The following is a 17,911-nucleotide window of genomic DNA, read 5'->3' as shown; positions in this document are numbered from 1 at the left end:
CCCTTCCACCGCCGCGCGATCCTGCGCAAACCCCTTGTCCGCCAAGGCCCGCTCGGCGAGACTCCAAGTCCGATGAAGTCGAATCTCGATCACCTGCCTGACCGCCAGCAAGAAGAGCTGGCCGCCATCACCGGCCACCTGCTGCGCGGCTTCGAGACGGCCACGGCCGGCGGCACCTCGGCCTGGCGCCGCTACGCCAAGATCCACAAGATCATCCTGTTCGGCAGCTATGCGCGCGGCGACTTCGTCGACGAGCCCGAGAACGGCTACCTGTCGGACTTCGACATCCTGGTGGTGGTCAGCGACGAGAAGCTGACCGACATCGCCGAGTACTGGTACGAGACCGAGCAGAAGATCCTACACGACCCGGCCATCGGCCGCATCGTGAACCTGATGGTCAACGATCTCGACGACATCAACAAAAGCCTGGACGCAGGCCTCTACTTCTTCCGCGAGGTTATCGAGCAGGGCGTGATCCTCTACGAGGTCCCTGGCCACGCCTTCCATCCACTGAAGCCGCTGACGTCCCGAGCCGCCCTCGATTTGGCCAATCAATACTTTGGCGCGCAGATGGACGCTGTCGAAACGAGTCTGGAGCGCGCCGCGGACGCGATCGCCAAGGGCCAAATAAAGGATTGGCCCCAGAAGGCGGCCTTCGACCTGCACCAGGCCACCGAGGCAGCCTACATCGCCGTGTTGCTGCTGACCGGCTTTTACGCGCCGCGCTCGCACAACATCCTGTTCCTCCGCGGCCAGGCCGAGGCCAAGGCGCCGGCCCTGATCCCAGCCTGGCCGCGCGAAACCCGGGAAGCGCGCAAGCCCTTCGGGAAACTCAAGCGCGCCTATGTCGACGCGCGCTACAACCAAGCCTCCTACAAGATCAGTACGGCCGAGCTGCAGTACCTCAAGGCCTCGGTCGAAACCCTTGTCAGTTTGGTCCGCACCGTCTGCGCCAAACGACTGGCGCAACTGGCCAAGGCGGCGGAAGAGGAAAGCTGAGCCTCGCCGCATTCCCCGCGTCAGGGATCGCAACCCGAACGGACCGAGATCCAGGACCGATCCCGGGGGAGGGGAGGGGGCTGGGGGCGGCCCCGCCGCCTAGTGCTCGGCCGCCGCCGGCGGGACCCCCGTTCCCCTGACGGTGTGGTTGGATCACGCGACGGCATGCCGGATGTCGACGCCAAGCGCATCGCTAGGGTTGCAATGGCGCTCTGATCGCCTGCGTGGTCGTCGCAGGCTCCACAAGCCTGCGGCCTTGAACCAGCGGGACCCCGCGCGTGCCCCTTTCCTCCCTTTACAGGCAGAACAAGAAGCGAAGCCTCGAGGCGAAGCACCAGAACTCTGACGCCTGGAAGCAGTTCGCCACCTGGATCTGCGAGTCCCCATCGGTCAAGCGGGCGCTCCATGAGCGCCATGCCGGCGCGTGCGCATCCTGCGCCGTAGACATCGTCAGCCCGTCGCTGGAGGGCTGCAGCATCCATCACCTGTCCTATGATCACCGCTGCACGTTTGGCGGCAACGCCACCCGGATTCTTGACTGCGGTCCCTGCCTGTCGACCGCGCCCCGGAAGGCGGAGATCTGCCTGTCGCACCTTCGCCTCCTGCACACCGCCTGCCACGACAGGCTGCACAAGGCGGAGAAGCGCGACCCGGACTGGCGACGGGCGATGGGCATGCCGCCCAGGGCCGACCAGGCCGCCCGCGGGCTCAGGCGACCAGCAGCCCCCTCATCCTCCCGGCCCCTCTAAGCGCCTGACCGCCCGCCAGAACGACCAAGGCTTGGCGCTGACCTGCTCGACCTCGAACCAGGCCTCCTCTCCCTCGAAGTCGGGCACGCGCTCCCTGTCGATGAAGCTGTGGCGGCTTCGCTCGGCGCGGCGCGTGCCGCCCTCGAAGGAGAACATCAGCGTGAACCCGTGGTCGGCGCCGCCATACTGGCGCACGCGCCGCAGCTTCACGATCTCGCGGCCGACGATCCTCTCCGGCGTAGGCGCGTGCAGGCTCGCGCGCCGGTCGGCGCGTTGGGTGGGCATGACAATCTCCGTGTTCCTTAAACGTTCTCATTCCGGAGCGCCGAAGAGTCAACAGCTCACGACCCCAAGTTGGCCGCACATCCGGGCGGCGATCAGCGACCGCCAAGGCCAGTACTTGAGCCAAGCCTTCAGGGGAGGGGGCTCGAGGCGGCCCCGCCCTTAGGAGCCGGCCGCAGCAGACGGGACGCCTCGCGGTCCCAACCTCACAGCTGTAACAAATCGTTCCTCTGCTAGCGCTCGCATAACAGCGATATGGCCGCTAGGGTCGGCGCATCGTCGGCCACGATCCATGGGCGCCGGCGGCTGAGAGACTAGGCCCTGCCCCACGCTCCCGCCTGACGCCGCGGGAGGTCTCGATGGCCGCTTTCCTGTTCTATCCCCGTCTGCCGGACGGCGCCTGCCTGACCTTCGTCATGGCCAACCTGGCCAATGACGGCGCCGCTCTGGAGCACGCCGTCCAGGTGCTGAACGACCACGCCTCGGCCATGGCGGTTTCGGTGTGGCAGGGCGAGCGCCACGTGGCGACCTACCGACGCCCCGCCGCCAGGCCGTCGTGGAAAGACCCGTCGGAGACACCGTGGGCGATCCCCTGTTCGTAACGGCGAATTCACGCGACAGACCGCGGCGGATGCGGGATCCAGGTCGGGCTGATGATCATGCCGATCCCAAGGAGCCCTGGATGCTCGCCTTCCTCGCCGCGCTGGCCGCCGCGGCCGTCTCTGTCCCTCCTCCACCGGCGCTGAGCCAGGTTATCGCCGCACGCGACGCGGCCCTGTTCGACGTCATGTTCGCCCAATGCGATCCGGAGGCCCTGGCGGCCCTGGTGACCGAGGACATGGAGTTCTACCACGACAAGGGCGGGGCGATGGACCGCAAGGCCTTCGTGGACGACTACGCCAGCAGCTGCGCGGCCAAGCGCGCCCCTGACGCCTGGCGTTCCCGGCGCGAACTGGTCCCCGAAACGCTGAAAGTCCATCCCATTCCCGGCTTCGGCGCGGTCGAGGAGGGCGCTCACCGTTTCTATGAGCGCAAGGGCGAGGGACCCGAGCGCCTGGCCGGCACGGCGCGGTTCTCGATCCTGTGGAAGCTGGGCGCCGACGGCCAATGGCGCATGGCCCGGACCTTCAGCATCGACCACGCGGCCGCGCCCTGATGATTTTCCCCGGCGCCGGACCAGGCTCACGCGACACAGAGGATTGAGCCGCCCCCGGGTCCGGGCGGCTGTCGCGGATGTCCCGTCGCTCGCTAAAGGCCCCGGCGCACGTTTCAAGCGGGATCTCAACGCCCGGATCGAGGAGCTCAGTCCGGCGACCAGTCCGACACCCGCCCCGCCGAAAGCCTCCACCGGACCCAACGCGAGGAAGCGATCGCCTGGCTGCGCATCCTCTGGACGATCCCGATCTTAAACGAGGTCCTGGAAGGCTTCTTCCGGTGGCGCCGCGAAAAGCCCAAGGCCCGGGCGATCTATGACGACCGTTCCCGCCGCGTGCACGAGGCGTTCATGGCGCGTGCACGAGGCGTTCATGGCGCGGACGCCGGTCACCGCCCCGACGCCGGCGCGGGCTCAGTGACAGGTCGGGGTCTCGAAGTGCTCGGCCAGGAAGGTCCTGATCAGCTCGGCGCCTTCCCGCCACAGCGCAGTGGCCGCCTCGATATCGGCGGCGGCGTCCATCTGGCGCGTGATCCGATCGACGGTGCGACCCAGGCGGCGATAGGCTTCCACCTGCGCCAGGGTCAGGCGGCCAGCCTTGAGGTCGTCGCGAACCATCATGATCCGGGCCAGCAACGCGTCGGCCTCGTCCTGCTGATCGTCCACCCGCCTAGCGCCTTATGTCCAGAGCCGCCCCCGGACCCCGATCATCCTCATCCGCCCGTCGTCCACAAGCCCCCCGGCGGTGTGGCAGGATGGCGCGACGAATCTTCCGGACGCCAATGCCCAACGCCCCGCCCACAGCCCTGGATCAGCCCGACCTCGCCGCCCTGGAGGCCATGGCCGCCCAGCTGGAGGCCAGCGGGCGCTACCGGCTGCTGCGCCGGTTCGAGGGCTGCACCCTGCACGCCGGCACCGATCCGGCCACGCTGAAGCGCGGCCTCTTCCTCGACACCGAGACCACGGGCACCGACACCCGCAAGGACGAGATCATCGAACTGGCGATGGTCCCGTTCGATTACGACGCCGAGGGCCGCCTCTGCGCCGTCCACGAGCCGTTCATCGCCCTCCACCAGCCCTCCAAGCCGATCCCGGCCGAGGTGACCAAGATCACCGGCATCACAGACGCCATGGTCGAGGGCCAGACGATCGATCCAGCTCAGGTCGCGGCCTTCATCGCGCCGGCGGTGATCGTGATCGCGCACAACGCCGCCTTCGACCGTCCGATCGTCGAGCGCCTGACCGAGGCCTTCAAGCTCAAGGGCTGGGCCTGCTCCATGAGCCAGGTCGACTGGAGAGGGGAGGGGGCCGAAAGCGCCAAACTCTCCCATCTCGCCAGCCGGTGTGGTTTCTTCTTCGACGGCCATCGCGCCGAGAACGACTGCCTGGCCGGCCTGGAGATCCTGGCCCGCCCGCTCGCCGACGGCCGCACGGCTCTCGCCCACCTTCTCCAGGCCGCCCGCGCCCCGACCTGGCGCATCACCGCCGCCAACTCCCCCTTCGAGCAGAAGGACAAGCTGAAGGCCCGCGGCTACCGCTGGAACGGCGACGACGTCGCCGGCCCCAAGGCCTGGTACACCGACGTCGCCGAACCCGACCGCGAGGCCGAACTTCTCTTCCTCACCCAGGAGATCTACGGCTACGATCCTGGCCTCACCCCACGCCGGATCACCGCCTTCGAGCGGTTCTCGGAGCGAGCCTGATGACGAAAGGCCCTCGCCCGCCTGAAGACCTGAACGTCCGCGAGGGGCAAGCAGCCGACATCCAGCCGATCGTGGCCCTGTGGCGCACGTCCATGGCCCAGCACGCGCAAAAACATCCGATCTTCACACCCAAGGCCGACGGCCACATCGCCTTCGAGCGCTTCCTGGCCGAGCACATGGCGGCGAACGACGCCGCGGTCGTCGTGGCTGAGGCCGGCGGCGAGATCGTCGGCTATGGCATTTGCCAGCTTCGCCGGCGCCCCGCCTATTTCGAACCCATCGAACACGGCCTGATCTCCGACCTCGAGGTCGCCGCCAGCCATCGGCGGCGCGGCGTCGGCGAACTGATCCTGGGCGCCCTCTGCAATTGGCTGGCCGGCCGCGGCCTCACGCGAGTTGAGATCGAAGTGGCCACTGCCAACGAGATAGCCGTCAGCTTCTGGCGCAAATGGGGCTTCGAAACCTACTGCCAGACCATGGGCAGAACCCTCTGACCCGGCCAGACCGATGCACATCCACCGTGTTCAAGTGGCGTAGGTTGACTCTTCTCTGACCTTGGGAAGGTCCGCTGCTCGGTACAGAAAACTTCAACCTGGGCCTCGACCGACGCCGACGGACGGTAGACCTTGGCCATACGAAACATCGGACCCGGCCAGGAACACATGAAGCTCACGGTCGAGCACAACATCATCGCGGACCTGAACGTCATCGCCCTTCAGCTGCGGCAGGGCGTCGGCGCCTTCGATCTGACCCTGCTCGTCCATCTCACGACGACCCCGCCGCCTGCGCCATCGGTGCGTCGCTGGGCCCGTATCGATTCCGTCGGAGTTCACTTGACCTCGGCGAACGGCGGTAGACATCTCGCGACGCTGCGCCCTGTCTCGGCGGTGCGCGTTGAGCAATTCGACAACACCCTGACCCAGCAGGTGGAGTTCCAAGCCTCCCTCCAGCGCCGGCAACTGCTCGCCCTGGAAGACCTGCGCGATGGCAAGGACCTGAACCTTCGCCTGTCGGTCGCAGGCGTCGGCGGTGTAGTTGACGACGACGTGGGCCGCGTCCCGGTGAGCGGCGAACACACAATCACCCTTCGCCGGTCCGAGTGGATCGACCAATTGAACGCCGCCGGTGCCGCTGGCGTCCTGCTGCTGGAAGCCTCCATCCCCCTGGCAGTCGGCGTCGACGACGCGGGCATCGCGCGCAAGCTCCTATCCGCCGAGACCGCCTTCCACAATGGCGACTACGGCAAGTGCATCGGCGATTGCCGTCTAGCCTATGACCGCCTGGGCCTGACGGCGACGCCCAAAGCCACGCTTCTTGACAAGCAGCTCGACATGTCTTTCCTCCAGCGGGTCGACTTGTTGATCGCCTCCGCGCGACACTGCACGCACCTGCCCCACCACGATGACGGCGACGGCGACGGCAACAGTGAGCACGTCTATTCGCGCGAGGAAGCCCGGTTCGTCCTGCAGGTCACGGCCGCGGCGGCCGCGTACTGGCTCAAGGTCCAGTAGCGCTTCCGATCCGAGCCACCGTCTCAGACGCCATCGTGTCCGTCCACAGCCTGTCCCCATCAAAACGGCCGGAGCGGCCGTTAACGACGTTCTGCGGTCGACCGGAACGTGATACCCACAAGATCTAGTGTGCGCGCGTTCTCTCGTCCCATCATCGGCGATCCATGAGCACGGAACTGAACACGGCAGCGCGATCCGACCAGGGCCCTTACGGGCGCCTGGCCTGCGCCTACGCCGTCGCCGGCGTACCAACCTTTCCCGTCTGCCCCCTGACGAAAAAGCCGCTCGTCCGCCAATACGCCGCGCGACGAGCACCGTCCTTGCGAACCGTTGAGCTTTGGGCGAGGCGCTACCCACACGCCAATCTCGGCTTCGCCACGCGGCGCGCAAAGGTGGTGGTGCTCGACGCCGACGACGAGGCGGCGCTGGCCTTTCTCAAGACGCATAGCATCGAACCCGTCCTGCGCAGCCTGACGCCCAAGGGCGAGCATTGGTGGTTCGCCGACCCCACCTCGCAGCGCCGCGGCGGAAACCGACCGACCGATCGCGCCTACGACATCAAGGCCGCCCAGGACTGTCATCTGGTCATCCTGCCCGGCTCGGTGTCACCCAACGGCGACTACCGACTTGCCGACGGCGATCTCAGCGACACGCCCGGCCTCGTCGCCGAGCGATTGCGCCGCCTCACCCCGCTGGCCGACGAGACCTACGCGTCGCTGATGGGGACGGGCCAAGCCGTCGAGCAACCCCTCGAACCTTACCAAACGTCGGGAGCGTCCAACCGGATCGCCCTTCTGGCCTTGGACCGGGTCCCCAAAGGTCAGCGCAACCGCGCGGTCTTCGCCTTCGCCCGCCGCGAGTGCCGGCAGATTCGCCGGGAGACCTCCGACGCGGCCGGCCAGGATCTCCTGCTCGATCGCGTCGCCCGCTACAATCAGGTCGTCTGCGACCCGCCCCTGGAAACGCCCGAGGTCGAGAAGACGGGTTTGAGTGCGTGGCGCTGGGAGCTGGCCAACATGCAACGCCTGCCGGCCAACAGGCGGCGCGACGTCCGCGAGGCGCTCGTCCAGCATTGCGGCGAGCCACGCGCGGTGGCGCTGCTTCTGGTGTTGTCGCAGACCACGCAACCCGGCGAGGACCTGGTGCTGGCCCCGGCGCGCCTCGTCGGACATACCGCCATTCCCGGTTGGAGCCAGACCGACTATCGCGCGGCGATCTCGGCGCTCATCGCCTCGGGCCGCCTGCGAATCACCGAGCGACCGCGGCGTGGCCGGGGCAATGTCGGCGCCTATCGCCTGGCCGCGCCACTCGAGACCACTCTCGACGCCACGGTCTTGTTATCGCGGCTGAGCGGCGACGCCGACGCCGCCGTGCTCTACGCGGTCATCGCCGAACAGTGGGGCGCGCCGGCGACCGTCGAGCTCAGCGTCCGCGGCATGTGTGCTCAGCACGGCGGGCCGTTCGGCGCCTGGGACGAACGACGCCTTCGCCGCGCCCGCGGGCGGCTGGAAACGGTCGGGCTGCTGCAACGCCACGACCAGGCGCGCCTTGGACCCAGGACGCCGCGCGCGATGTTCTCCGTCCGGTCCACGGATGTTCCGGACGTTCTTAAAATCACCGGGATCGCACCAGAAGATAGTCACCGCCCCCAGGGTACAGCAGAGGAGAGGGGCTATTCCTCTAAGTCATACCCCAACCTCATCAGATCCCGTCCAATTCGGTCGGCTCCCGCTCGGATCGGGCCCTCATGACCGGTCTCGACCTCGATTCCTCCCTCCAAAAATCGTCGGGCCAAAAATTTGGCGACCGCGCAGTCCCCGGGGACAACGATGAACTAGTTCGGCGCCTGTGGCTTGACCGCGAGCAGCAGGTCAAGGCGTTGACGGTGGAACTGGGCCAGTCGCTGGACGGGCGGACGGCCATTTACTTGGACACCTGCTTCTGGATCCACCTGCGCGACGCCCAGCGCGGGGAGCTGGGGGTTCGCGGCGCCGAGCTGCTCGGGCGAGCCAGAGGGGCCGTCGCCGCCGGGGTGGCGATCTTCCCGATCAGCGACATGACCCTCTTCGAGGTGCTCAAGCAGGCCCCGACCTCTCGGGCCGAGACGGCCAAGCTGATCGCCGAGCTCAGCCAGGGTGTCGCCATCGTGGACAGCCGGCGGCGCATGGCCACCGAAGTCTGCCATCTGATCAAGACCGGGAGACCGGGCCTGGACCCGGTGCTGTTCCACCCGTTGCACCATCTGGTCTGGACCCGGGGTCTGGGGGTGATGGGGATCGACTGTCCGTACATCCCCGGCTTGGACGCCGACACGGCTGTCGGCCTGCAGCGCCGATATGTCGAGCACCTCTGGCGGTCGGTCAGCCCAGACCAGATCCTCGCGGCCTTCGACGGGCTCGAGGACGACGGCTTCCAGTCCATTGTCGCGGATTTGAACCACGGGACGGCCGCGCACGGCGGCGAACTCGACAGCTTCAAGACCGCCTATGCCGCCGAGGCGGCGGGTGTCGCCGATCTGGTCGGCGACATGGCGATGGACGTTGTCGCCGACGAGGCGCGCGCCGCAGGCGTGGCCATGCCGCCATCGGGCTCCAGGGCCTGGGATGAGAGCCGGGCCCGCTGGTGCGCCTTGATCACCGCCGCGCTCCGCAAGGGGCCCAAGCCGCGCCGACGACTGCGGACCCTGCATGCCTTGGCCGCTCTCCACGCCGCCCTGCGCTGGAACAAGGGTCAGAAGTTCGAGGTCAACGATCTCTACGACTTTGAGCACGCCGTGGCCGCCTTGGGCTACTGCCAGATGTTCCTCACCGAACGGCCGCTGCACCACATGATCACTGCGGGCAACCTCAGGCTGGACCAGCTGTTCGACTGCCGCGTCGCGCATAGCCTGGACGGGGCGATCGCCGCCATCGCCAGCTTGGCCGGCCCAGCCACCCCTCCCGTAGAAAATGTGGCCAATTGCGCATAAATTCCGAGACGCCACTTCCTTAATGCACAATTCGTGGTACGTTTTCCGTGCTGATGCAAATGTGGACGGAGAGATTCGATGCCGAACGACTTGAAGAAGCGTCTGATCTCGACGCTGCCGCGCGACCTGCTGATCGATCTGTTCGACATGGCAGCGGCGCGGGCGCTGAAGGCCTATGAGATCGTCCGCGACGGCGCCGACCTCGACACCAAGCGGGCCAATGAATCCATCGGCCAGCTGCGCTTCCGCATGCAGGAGAAGGGCTTCGTGGAGACCTGCCAGAAGCATGGCGGGGTGATCCTCGTCGACGGCGTCATCCCGGGCGTGGCCGCCAAGGCCTTTCAGCCCTTCGCGCGCTTCGGCGGCGAGGGGCCCGGTGTGGTGCTGGCCCTGGCCACCATGCCCACGCCCCGCGAGCTGCCGGCCAAGAACCGCTCGCGCCTGGCCGGCGTGACGCTCAACTTCAACCTCACCCAGCGCCTGTTCACCATGCCGGACGACCCGCAGCCCGGCGACATCTTCGTCTGCCTGGTGGTGGCGCGCGACCGGGCGAGCCCGGGCCTGATCGACGAGATCGCCGTGGGCGTGATCGACGACGAGTACAAGGCCTACCTGTTCTACGAGCCGATCGCCCAGTTCCTCGACGGCTATGGCGCCGACGACGCCGGCAAGGGTCCGGAAGGCCCGAACCCGCCCTCGGGCGAGCCGCCGCTCGTGCGCCTCAAGCGGACACGCAAGCCCTTCACCCCCCCCGAGGACGACCCGGGCGACGCCGCCAACGACCACAAGAAGGAAGGCTGATCTACTCTGGCGGGGGCGCCCCTGGCCTTTCGGGGCCAGGCGCAGTAGGGAACGACGCCATGCGCGTAGGCACACCTGGGTTCATCCCTGGCCGCTTGTCGGAGGCCAGGGATGCTAGACGGATTCCGACCATGTCGGCGCTGGCGCGCCAGCTGGGTATAAACCCCAGCACCGTGTCCCGATGGGAGGACGGCGCCGCCGCCCCTGACAATGAAGCCCTGCAGCGCCTGTCAGCCGAACTTGGCGTTCGGCCGGAGTATTTCCTACGCGATCCGCTAGCCACCAAGGAGCCGGTGTTCTTCCGCTCCCTGGCCAGCACGCTGACCCGCGACCTGAACTATCAACGCGCCCAGATGCGATGGCTGCAGGAGATCAGCAGCACGCTGGAGAACTATGTCGACTTGCCGGTTCTGGACCTGCCCGACGTCCTGGGCGGCGGCAGCTGGCGGCAGCTGCGCGACTCCGACCTAGACGCCATCGCACTGGACCTCCGTCGCCACTGGCGCATCGGCGAAGGTCCCTGCACGGACGTGGTCAGCATCCTCGAGCGCGTCGGCTTCGTGGTCGCCACGATCGAGATGGGTACAGCCAAGCTCGACGGCCTGTGCAGCTGGTCGCCGATCGATGGCCGGCCCCACGTCCTCCTGGCGACCGACAAGATGTCGTTCCCGCGCCGGCAGATGGACGCCGCCCACGAAATGGCCCACGCCCTGCTGCACCGCGGCGTCTCGGACGAGGAGTTCCAGGCCGACCTTAAGGCGATCGAGGCCCAGGCCTTCCGCCTGGCCAGCGCCTTTCTGCTGCCGGCCACCACCTATCCGCTCGAGGTCAAGTCCGCCTCGCTCGCCCAGCTGCTGCTGCTGAAGGAGCGCTGGCGGGTCTCGGTCAAGGCCCAGATCCGTCGTCTGGCCGATCTGGGACTGGTGTCCCCCGAATACGCCACGCAGATGTACAAGCTGCACTCGGCCAAGGGGTGGACCAAGGAAGAACCGCTGGACAAGCAGTGGGAGCCGAGCAAGCCCCGCGTCCTGCGCGAGGCCTTGCAGCTGATCGTCGACGAGGGCGTGCGCACCAAGGCCGATCTGCTGGCCGTCGAGTTCACGATCGCTCCGGACGACATCACCAATCTCGTCGGCTTGCCGACGGGATGGTTCGATCGCGACCCGGCCGAGGTCGTGCGGCTCAAGCCCACGAGTCGTCCGCCGATGATCCAGGCCGGCGACGTCGTGCCGTTTCGCCGGAAATGATAGTCAACTAATTTGACCATATAGGCAACTCCGGCGGCTTGGCGTCAGACTTGCTGCTCCTTGACTCCGGCCGCTGCCAGCGCCTGGAAGATCTCGGCGATCTTGGTGTTGCGGTCATGGCCGCATCGGGTCATCAGCAACCGGTCTCGCGCGCGCGAGGCGGCGACGAAGAACACAGACCGACCCTCCGACGGGTTCTTGGAGAAGCTCCACCACTGGTCGTCGTTCAGGCCCAGCAGGATCACCAGGCTATACTCCAGGCCTTTGCTCTTGGTGATGGTGAGCAGCGGCGCCTGACCCGCTCCCCTGAACCGCTCGATGACTTGAGTCCACGTTCCACCAGTCGTGGCGCATTCCAGCAAGAAGGCCCTGGTGGCCGCGCGGATACGGTCGAAGAAGTCGCCGGTGGCGTACTGCGGCGAGATGGACTTTAGACGGTCCAAGTGCAGGAAGGCCTCGATCTCGGCGATCGCCTGCTCGATGGCCGCCGGCGTGGCGACGCCCTTAAGCCGATGGGTGTTGTGGAAGGCGGCCAGTGACAGCGCCAGGGCGCGCTCCGTCTCGGGGTCGTCGTCCTGGATCAGCCCCGAGACCGTCGCCAGATGGCCCAGGGCCGCGCTCCACAAGACCCCGCCGTGTCGGCGGGTAAGGAGCTCGAGCAAGTCCACCATGACGCGCGAATAGGCTTCAGTCATCAGGTCTTGGATGGCCGCGCCGCCGACATCCCGATCCTCGTTGCGGAACGCCACCCCCGCGGCGGCGAACGCCTTCGCAAGGCGCGGCTCCCAGTCGACCGCCTTCTGCCGGACCAAGAGGCCGATCTGGCGCGGATCGACGCCCGCGGCGACCGCCTTGGCGACGTGGTAGGCCACGGCGGCGGCCTCGGCATCCTCGTCCCGGGCGACCAGAATGGCGCAAATCTCTTCATCCGGCAGGGCCGGCGCCGGCCTGGCCGCGATGAAGTCGGGCTCGGTCGGTGCCAGGCGCTGCTTCAGTCCGTTGAGGATCGTCACGATCCGCTGGTTGCTGCGGAAATTCTGGGTCAGGACCACCCGCGCCAGGTCGTTGGCCCCTCCCAGGAAATCGGCCGCGAAGGCTCCGAAAACGTCGTCGCGCGCGCCCGCCCAGCCCATGATCCGCTGCTTGTCGTCGCCCACGGCCACGAGGGACGTCGAGGCGCCTTTGAAGATCGTGGCGATCAGGTCGTACTGGACCGAGGTCGTGTCCTGGAACTCGTCAAGAAAGACGTGGCCGTAGGTTGCGCAGAGCGCCCGCCGGATCTGCGGATTGCTGGCGACGATAGCCTGGGCCAGGCGACCGATCATCGGAAAGCCGAACTGCGGCGTGGGACTCGTCAGGGCCGCCCGCAGCTGCACCACGTGCAGGAACTGGGCGTGGTCGGTGACGGCGAGCGACTCCAGCGTCAGCGTCTGAACGGCCTTGTTGAAGGTGTCCAGGTTGACGCCGTAGACGCCGCTCTCGGTCGCGTTCACGCCGAGCAGCGTCCTGGCCCAATGGGCCGGGTGGCCCTCTGTCTGCAAGCCAGAGGCCGCCGAGCGCTGCAGCTCGCCAAAGGCGTCCTTTCCGAAGAACGGCGCGATGCCATAGGCGCCGCCGAAAGCCAGGTGAGCGGGCAGGGCGAGCCAGAACCGGTCCAGGATCTGTTTGGCGAAGGCGTCGAACGTCATCGAGTCCAGCCGACGAGCCAGGTCCGGACCGCAGCGGCGTTCGACCCGATCGCGCAGGTTGCTGGCCGCGTCGCGCTTGAAGCTGATGGCCAGGATCCGCCTGGGAAAAGTGCACGTCCCGGTCTGCAGTAGATAGCTCGCCCTCTGCCCGAGGAGCTCGGTCTTGCCGGTGCCGGGCCCGGCGACGACCAGCGCGCTGCCCCGCACCTTCACCGCGTCGAGCGCCGCGGCTTCCATGGCCGCGACGCCGATTGGCTTCCAGGCCTGCCGCTCGATCATGCGAGCGGTGCCTCGAGCGAGGCTCGGACGTGGGCGATCAGCCTTTGGAGAACATCGGGGCACGACAGTTCGATATCGAGATCATCGAGTTCGCCTAACGCTGCCAGATGGACGGCCGGCTTGCCCCGATCGCCCAGGAACAGATAGGCGTACCAGGGAAACAGGGCCATTTCGGGCGCGCCGGCATAGGTCGACACGCCGAGCCCATCTTCGCCCAGCACGCGCTCGGCGGCCTTGAGCTGGCGAGCCGCGTCGTCGGGCATGCGCGGTCCCGTGGCGCCGGGCGACAAGGTCTTATAGGCCTTCGGAAACGCCTTCAGCATCAGCATGTCCAGGTCGAGCAGAGACGACATGAAGATGCCCTGCGACTCGAAGGCCCTGGCCCAATTCTCGATGAAGGGAACGTCGATCACGCCCCCTTTCGAGGGATCCGGACGCTGGTTGGAAAGCGCCTTTTCAATGTCGCCCTTCTCGATCTCCGTCAGCGTCCGAGCGGAGGCCTTCAGGGCTGTCGCAGCGGCCTTGAACTGTTGATAGTCGCCGCTGCTGCGGCCCAGGTCGAGGTCCAGCAAGGTGGTGCTGGGGATGCCCAGCTGCTCGACCAGCCGCCAGAAGTGCTGGATGTGGCGACCGCCGATCGGGACGATCGCCACGAACGAGCGGTCGATGGGCACGCCCAGGGCTTCGGCCAGGCGCGGGATAACGATCTCCTCGGAGGGGCCTTCGCCGAAGATCGCGTGGCGGGCGAAATAGATCTCCGGATGGGCCCGCACCGCCTCGCGCACGAACTTCGCCGCTTCGGCGTCGCCTTCTGGTAGGGCCAGTCGCGAAATGGCGGAAGCGCCGCTGGCGTGGACGCGGCGGACGTGGCGGATCGCGGTCGGCTCGATCCGGCCAACGATGGCCGGTGCGTGGCTGGTGACGACGGCCTGGACGCGACCCGTACCAGTTAGCGCCTCCAACTGGGTCAGCAGCCGCGACAGGAAGTACGGCGCCAGGTGATTTTCCGGCTCCTCGAAGGCAAAGACCGTCAGGGCCGGCGCCCGAGCGAACTCGGCCTGGAAGGGGATGTCGTCACCTGCTGCGGTCGCCTTTTCCAGATCCAGTTTGAGGTCCAGGAGCGCCTTGACCAGAGCGAAATGGAACAGGGAGCGCTGACCGTCGCTGAGATCCTCCACGCCCATCACCCGGCCCGTAGAGGACGGGGTGAGCATCATCGTCGCCGCCCTGACGATCTGCTGCAGATCCGGGGCCAGGACAGAGAGCGCGGCGGTTGTGCCGGTTTCGGCCGTGTTAAGCTGAGACCAGCAAGAATTGATGGCGGCGTTGACCTGGCCGAGCGCCGCTTCCTGGTCGAGCTCCTTGGACGCTTCGGCGATGAGGGCGTCGATCTGGGCCTTTTTCTCCCACTTCACCGCCTTCATCAGGCTTCGGCCCAGGCTGCGCACTGTCAGCTGGGTCAGGGCCGTTACGTCGCGCGACGCGGGGACGTAACGGACCAGCACCTGGCCGCGATCACCGGCCGAGACCTTCTTCTTGCGCAGGGGATCGACGTCGCCGAACTCCACGGCCCCCGAACCGAGAATCCAATAGAGGGCCTCCTCGACGACGCCGTCGAGCGTCCCGGCCAGTTGCCAGATGGCTTCGAGTCGCACCGTGGCGGAGGGCGGCCCGCCGGCCTTCTCGACGATCATGTGCCGGAAGGTCGGTGGCACCGTCTTCTCTGCGTCGCCGCCGTCTTTCACCAGCTCGGGGAAGTGGAACGTCGCCTCAATGAAGAGGCGCCGCTCGGGCACGCTCTCGAGGCGCTGTCCCGGTGGTACGAAGAAGTCCGCCGGCTGCACGCTGCGCTCATCGCGCGTCTCGCCGAACAAGCGCAGCAGGGCCTGGATCAGAGAGCTTTTGCCCGCGCCGTTGCGCCCGATGAAGACGCTGGTGGCAGCCTCGAGATCGACTTCGACCGGACAGGGCCCGGCGATGTCCTCCAGGTCCGGATGGGTCGAGGCGAAACTCCGAAAATTCCACAGCTTCAGTTTGGCGATGTGCATGCTGCCCTCCCGAGATCCGACCTTTCCGCTCGACCTGCTTTGCAACTCTTCCTTACCGCCAGCAAACTGAAATTCCCCTTGGTTGAGCCGGGCGGGTTCGTGGGGGCTGGGCCCGCGGTTCTCAACAGGCCTAGCCTCCTCGTCGCCTGCAAGGTTGTGCGCACGGCTGCGCACAACGGGCCGACAGAGCATCCGGTTGGTCGTGACGCTAGACCGGAGGCTACCGAAACGCCCCTGATGGCTATCGTCTTTGAGCCGATTGTCGGGGAACAGAAAGGCCTCCAATATGTCTCTGACGGAACTGATCCCCATCGTTGTCGCCGCCGCCATCGGTCCTGGCGGCGCGCTCGTCGTCGCGCTCGCCGCCCTCGGCGTGGTCGCCCTGGCCATCAGCAAAATCCCCGGTGGTGGCCCGCGGTGAGGAGGTGCAACGCCTTATCCTCCCGGGCCGACGAACGCCTGAGGCCGGCGCCCCTCATTCAAGCGCGGGTCTGCAAAGGAGCAGCATTTGCCTCAACGGTAAGATTGCCGAACGTCTAGTTCTCGCAGGCAAGCCAATGTCCGCGACTGGCGCTCCGCAGCCGGCGACACAGCCCTTCGGATCGATCGGGGAGGGTGGTTACTGGTCGTCCAGCGCGGCCTCAGGCGGCAACGGTGGAAAAAACCCGAACCGTTGGCCGTGCGTCGACTCGCCAGCGAACCAGATGGCGCCGAGCGCTTCAGCGACATCGTCAGGTGGCCGCTTGTTCTCGACAATGATCACCTGAACTTCAGGACCGATGTGCTTGAGGGAGTCCCAGAACTTGGCCTCGACACCGGCGTCGACAGGAACGCCCTTGGCCCCGGGACCTGCGGACTTGACTTTGCTGTAAGCCGTCAGCGGGGAGTCGATCACCACCAGGCCAGGGTGCGGCAGGCCTCTCTTGCGGCAATAGTTCATCAGACCGATGACGAAGGCCGAATAGAGGACGCCGCGCACGCCCTTGCCGTGCGACTGCCGCGGCTGGCCGTCAACCACGATGTCGTAGTCCTCGTGGTTGAAGGTCACCCGTCCCTTGCCGGGCCAGCTCCAGTCGGCCAGCACTTGTTCGATCTCCTGACAAAGCTCATCCAGCGGCTTGGACGGGAGAAACTCCCAGGTCTGGGCCGTACTGCGCGGCTGCGCCGCGTCTCGCTCGATCTGCTGGCGCATCGCCTTGAGGCTGTCGAGCTGGTCGCGGTCGCTGCGCACGGCCTCCAGCAAGACCCGTCGTTCGACCAGGCGGGTGAGGCGGACGTCGGCATCGCGAAGCGTCGGGCTCATCAGGGCGGCCACGTCGCCATCGATACGCCGGATCGCCGAGCGCGCCCGGCGCTCGAGGTCCTGCTGGTAGGCGCGACGCGCCTCGACATTCTCGATCGTACCGGTCAGATCCCGTCGCAGCGCCTTGATCTTGGCACCCTCGGCCCGCGCGGCGCGCTGGACATCCGCGCCATGGGCGCCGTGGTCATGGGCCCCCTCCATGGCCTGGTCGCAAAGCGGACAGGCGACGGTCTGCAGCTCGCCGAAGTAGTGCGCGCCCTCGGCGATGAAATCCAGCCGGTCCAGGTCCGAGACGTACCGGCTCTCTAGGAGACGATAGCGGTTGAGGAGCTCGTCGATGGCGATGACCTGCCCCTCGGCCCTCTGTTGCTCGGCCAGGGCGACCTCGCGCTCGGCCTGCAGGTCTTCGTGGGCCTGGGCGCTGCCTTCGATGACGGTGGACAGCTGCGCGATCGCCGCCTCGACCCTGTCGATCGAATCCTCGGTCTCGCCGGCCGGCTGGTCTAGGCGCTTTTGGATCGGCTCGATCAGCGCGTCGATCACGCCAAGCTTGGCGCGCAGCCGCGCGGCGATGACGTCGTTGCGCTCGGCTGCTACGATTTCGGCGTCGTCGCGTCCCGATAGCATGAACGCAAAGGCGCGCTCGTTGATCGTCGTGTCATAGCCGGGCTTGCCTTGGACCGGCGAGCGCTCGTCGATGACGGCGACCTCGTCGACCAGCATCGTCGGCATCCAGTGGCGCAGCGTCAGACGCTGCAGTTCGCCGCGGACATTCTTGCGAAGGCTAGCTTCGGAAAGATCGGCGAACGGGAAAAGCGCCGAGGTCACATCCTTTTTAAGGCTCTTTCCGTACCGTTGCGGCACGATGACTTCGCCGGTTCCACGAACGTCGTCGATGGCGCACTTGTAGGCCTGGAGGTCCCCGCCCGTGAGCGCGCGATAGAGCGTCAGCGGCTCGCCCTCGTCATTGGCGAACTGGACGTAGAGCTGGGTGTAGGCCTGCGCCTCGGGAAACTGCTTGGTCATCTTCTTCGCGCCGAAGATGTAGTCCAGGCAATGGACGAGATAGCTTTTGCCGGTGTCGGAGAGACCGGCCAGGATGTTCGCGCCCGAATGGAAGGAGAGGCCCGCGTCCGGCTGGCCCGGGCCACGTACGACAACTCTACGCAGCTGAAACACG

The 17,911-nt window shown here is 67.0% G+C and carries 17 protein-coding genes; 12 read left to right on the top strand and 5 right to left on the bottom strand.

From position 1 onward, the window contains the following. The first annotated feature begins 72 nt into the window (after nt 1–72). Nucleotides 73–999, top strand: a complete 927-nt coding sequence (locus V6S85_RS11545; protein WP_116568516.1) for a HEPN domain-containing protein — start codon at nt 73–75, stop codon at nt 997–999. A 278-nt stretch (nt 1,000–1,277) separates the two neighbouring features. Continuing rightward, complete coding sequence (locus V6S85_RS11540; RefSeq protein ID WP_133244774.1) at nt 1,278–1,748, top strand: hypothetical protein; 471 nt, start codon at nt 1,278–1,280, stop codon at nt 1,746–1,748. Here V6S85_RS11540 and V6S85_RS11535 read toward each other — a convergent pair. Beyond that, nucleotides 1,728–2,033 (bottom strand): hypothetical protein, encoded by a 306-nt coding sequence (locus tag V6S85_RS11535; protein ID WP_116568514.1) that lies wholly within the window; start codon nt 2,031–2,033, stop codon nt 1,728–1,730. The genes V6S85_RS11540 and V6S85_RS11535 overlap by 21 nt on opposite strands. Nucleotides 2,034–2,389: 356 nt before the next feature. Here V6S85_RS11535 and V6S85_RS11530 point away from each other — a divergent pair, with 356 nt between their 5' ends. Together V6S85_RS11530 and V6S85_RS11525 are read left to right on the top strand one after the other, a co-directional pair. Next, nucleotides 2,390–2,632 carry a hypothetical protein gene (locus V6S85_RS11530; protein ID WP_116568513.1) on the top strand — a complete coding sequence of 81 codons (243 nt, stop codon included), beginning with the start codon at nt 2,390–2,392 and terminating at the stop codon, nt 2,630–2,632. Nucleotides 2,633–2,712: 80 nt separating this feature from the next. Continuing rightward, entirely contained in the window at nt 2,713–3,186 is a 474-nt protein-coding gene (locus V6S85_RS11525) for a nuclear transport factor 2 family protein (protein ID WP_116568512.1), read from the top strand. A 411-nt stretch (nt 3,187–3,597) separates the two neighbouring features. On the opposite strand, the gene V6S85_RS11520 is transcribed toward V6S85_RS11525, so the two are convergent. After that, complete coding sequence (locus V6S85_RS11520) at nt 3,598–3,849, bottom strand: hypothetical protein (protein ID WP_116491585.1); 252 nt, start codon at nt 3,847–3,849, stop codon at nt 3,598–3,600. A gap of 116 nt (nt 3,850–3,965) precedes the next feature. Between V6S85_RS11520 and V6S85_RS11515 the strand changes: the two genes are divergently transcribed. The 7 genes from V6S85_RS11515 (at nt 3,966) to V6S85_RS11485 (ending at nt 11,413) form a co-directional block, all read left to right on the top strand. Continuing rightward, nucleotides 3,966–4,886 (top strand): 3'-5' exonuclease, encoded by a 921-nt coding sequence (locus V6S85_RS11515; RefSeq protein WP_334348998.1) that lies wholly within the window; start codon nt 3,966–3,968, stop codon nt 4,884–4,886. A 92-nt stretch (nt 4,887–4,978) separates the two neighbouring features. After that, nucleotides 4,979–5,380, top strand: a complete 402-nt coding sequence (locus tag V6S85_RS11510) for a GNAT family N-acetyltransferase (RefSeq protein ID WP_165828894.1) — start codon at nt 4,979–4,981, stop codon at nt 5,378–5,380. 168 nt (nt 5,381–5,548) lie between these two features. Further along, the gene (locus tag V6S85_RS11505) at nt 5,549–6,397 is read left to right on the top strand and encodes a hypothetical protein (protein WP_116568509.1); all 849 of its coding nucleotides are present in this window, start codon (nt 5,549–5,551) and stop codon (nt 6,395–6,397) included. Between the two features lie 164 nt (nt 6,398–6,561). Next, a complete protein-coding gene (locus V6S85_RS11500) occupies nt 6,562–8,148 on the top strand; it encodes a bifunctional DNA primase/polymerase (protein ID WP_116568508.1) in 1,587 nt (528 codons plus the stop codon). Next, nucleotides 8,145–9,365, top strand: a complete 1,221-nt coding sequence (locus tag V6S85_RS11495) for a hypothetical protein (protein WP_116568506.1) — start codon at nt 8,145–8,147, stop codon at nt 9,363–9,365. Before V6S85_RS11500 ends, V6S85_RS11495 begins: the two co-directional genes overlap by 4 nt. A 78-nt stretch (nt 9,366–9,443) precedes the next feature. After that, complete coding sequence (locus V6S85_RS11490) at nt 9,444–10,166, top strand: hypothetical protein (protein WP_116568504.1); 723 nt, start codon at nt 9,444–9,446, stop codon at nt 10,164–10,166. A gap of 59 nt (nt 10,167–10,225) precedes the next feature. Then, on the top strand, nt 10,226–11,413 hold the full coding sequence (locus V6S85_RS11485; RefSeq protein ID WP_116568502.1) for a helix-turn-helix domain-containing protein: 1,188 nt from the start codon (nt 10,226–10,228) through the stop codon (nt 11,411–11,413). A 44-nt stretch (nt 11,414–11,457) separates the two neighbouring features. On the opposite strand, the gene V6S85_RS11480 is transcribed toward V6S85_RS11485, so the two are convergent. Both V6S85_RS11480 and V6S85_RS11475 read right to left on the bottom strand, forming a co-directional pair. Further along, complete coding sequence (locus V6S85_RS11480; protein ID WP_116568500.1) at nt 11,458–13,380, bottom strand: UvrD-helicase domain-containing protein; 1,923 nt, start codon at nt 13,378–13,380, stop codon at nt 11,458–11,460. Beyond that, nucleotides 13,377–15,428 (bottom strand): ATP-dependent nuclease, encoded by a 2,052-nt coding sequence (locus V6S85_RS11475; protein WP_165828893.1) that lies wholly within the window; start codon nt 15,426–15,428, stop codon nt 13,377–13,379. The genes V6S85_RS11480 and V6S85_RS11475 overlap by 4 nt, the downstream gene beginning before the upstream one ends. 286 nt (nt 15,429–15,714) lie before the next feature. On the opposite strand from V6S85_RS11475, the gene V6S85_RS11470 reads away from it, so the two are divergent. Continuing rightward, complete coding sequence (locus V6S85_RS11470) at nt 15,715–15,849, top strand: hypothetical protein (protein WP_279325495.1); 135 nt, start codon at nt 15,715–15,717, stop codon at nt 15,847–15,849. Between the two features lie 198 nt (nt 15,850–16,047). Here the strand turns inward: V6S85_RS11470 and V6S85_RS11465 are convergent, their stop codons facing one another. Beyond that, nucleotides 16,048–17,910 (bottom strand): hypothetical protein, encoded by a 1,863-nt coding sequence (locus V6S85_RS11465; protein WP_116568496.1) that lies wholly within the window; start codon nt 17,908–17,910, stop codon nt 16,048–16,050. Nucleotide 17,911 lies beyond the last annotated feature (1 nt).

Origin of the sequence: Caulobacter sp. CCNWLW153, from assembly GCF_036889365.1 — a bacterium.
GTDB classification, from domain to species: Bacteria; Pseudomonadota; Alphaproteobacteria; order Caulobacterales; family Caulobacteraceae; genus Caulobacter; species Caulobacter radicis.
Note: the sequence above shows the minus strand (reverse complement) of the source record. Positions and strands in the feature narration are given on the sequence as shown.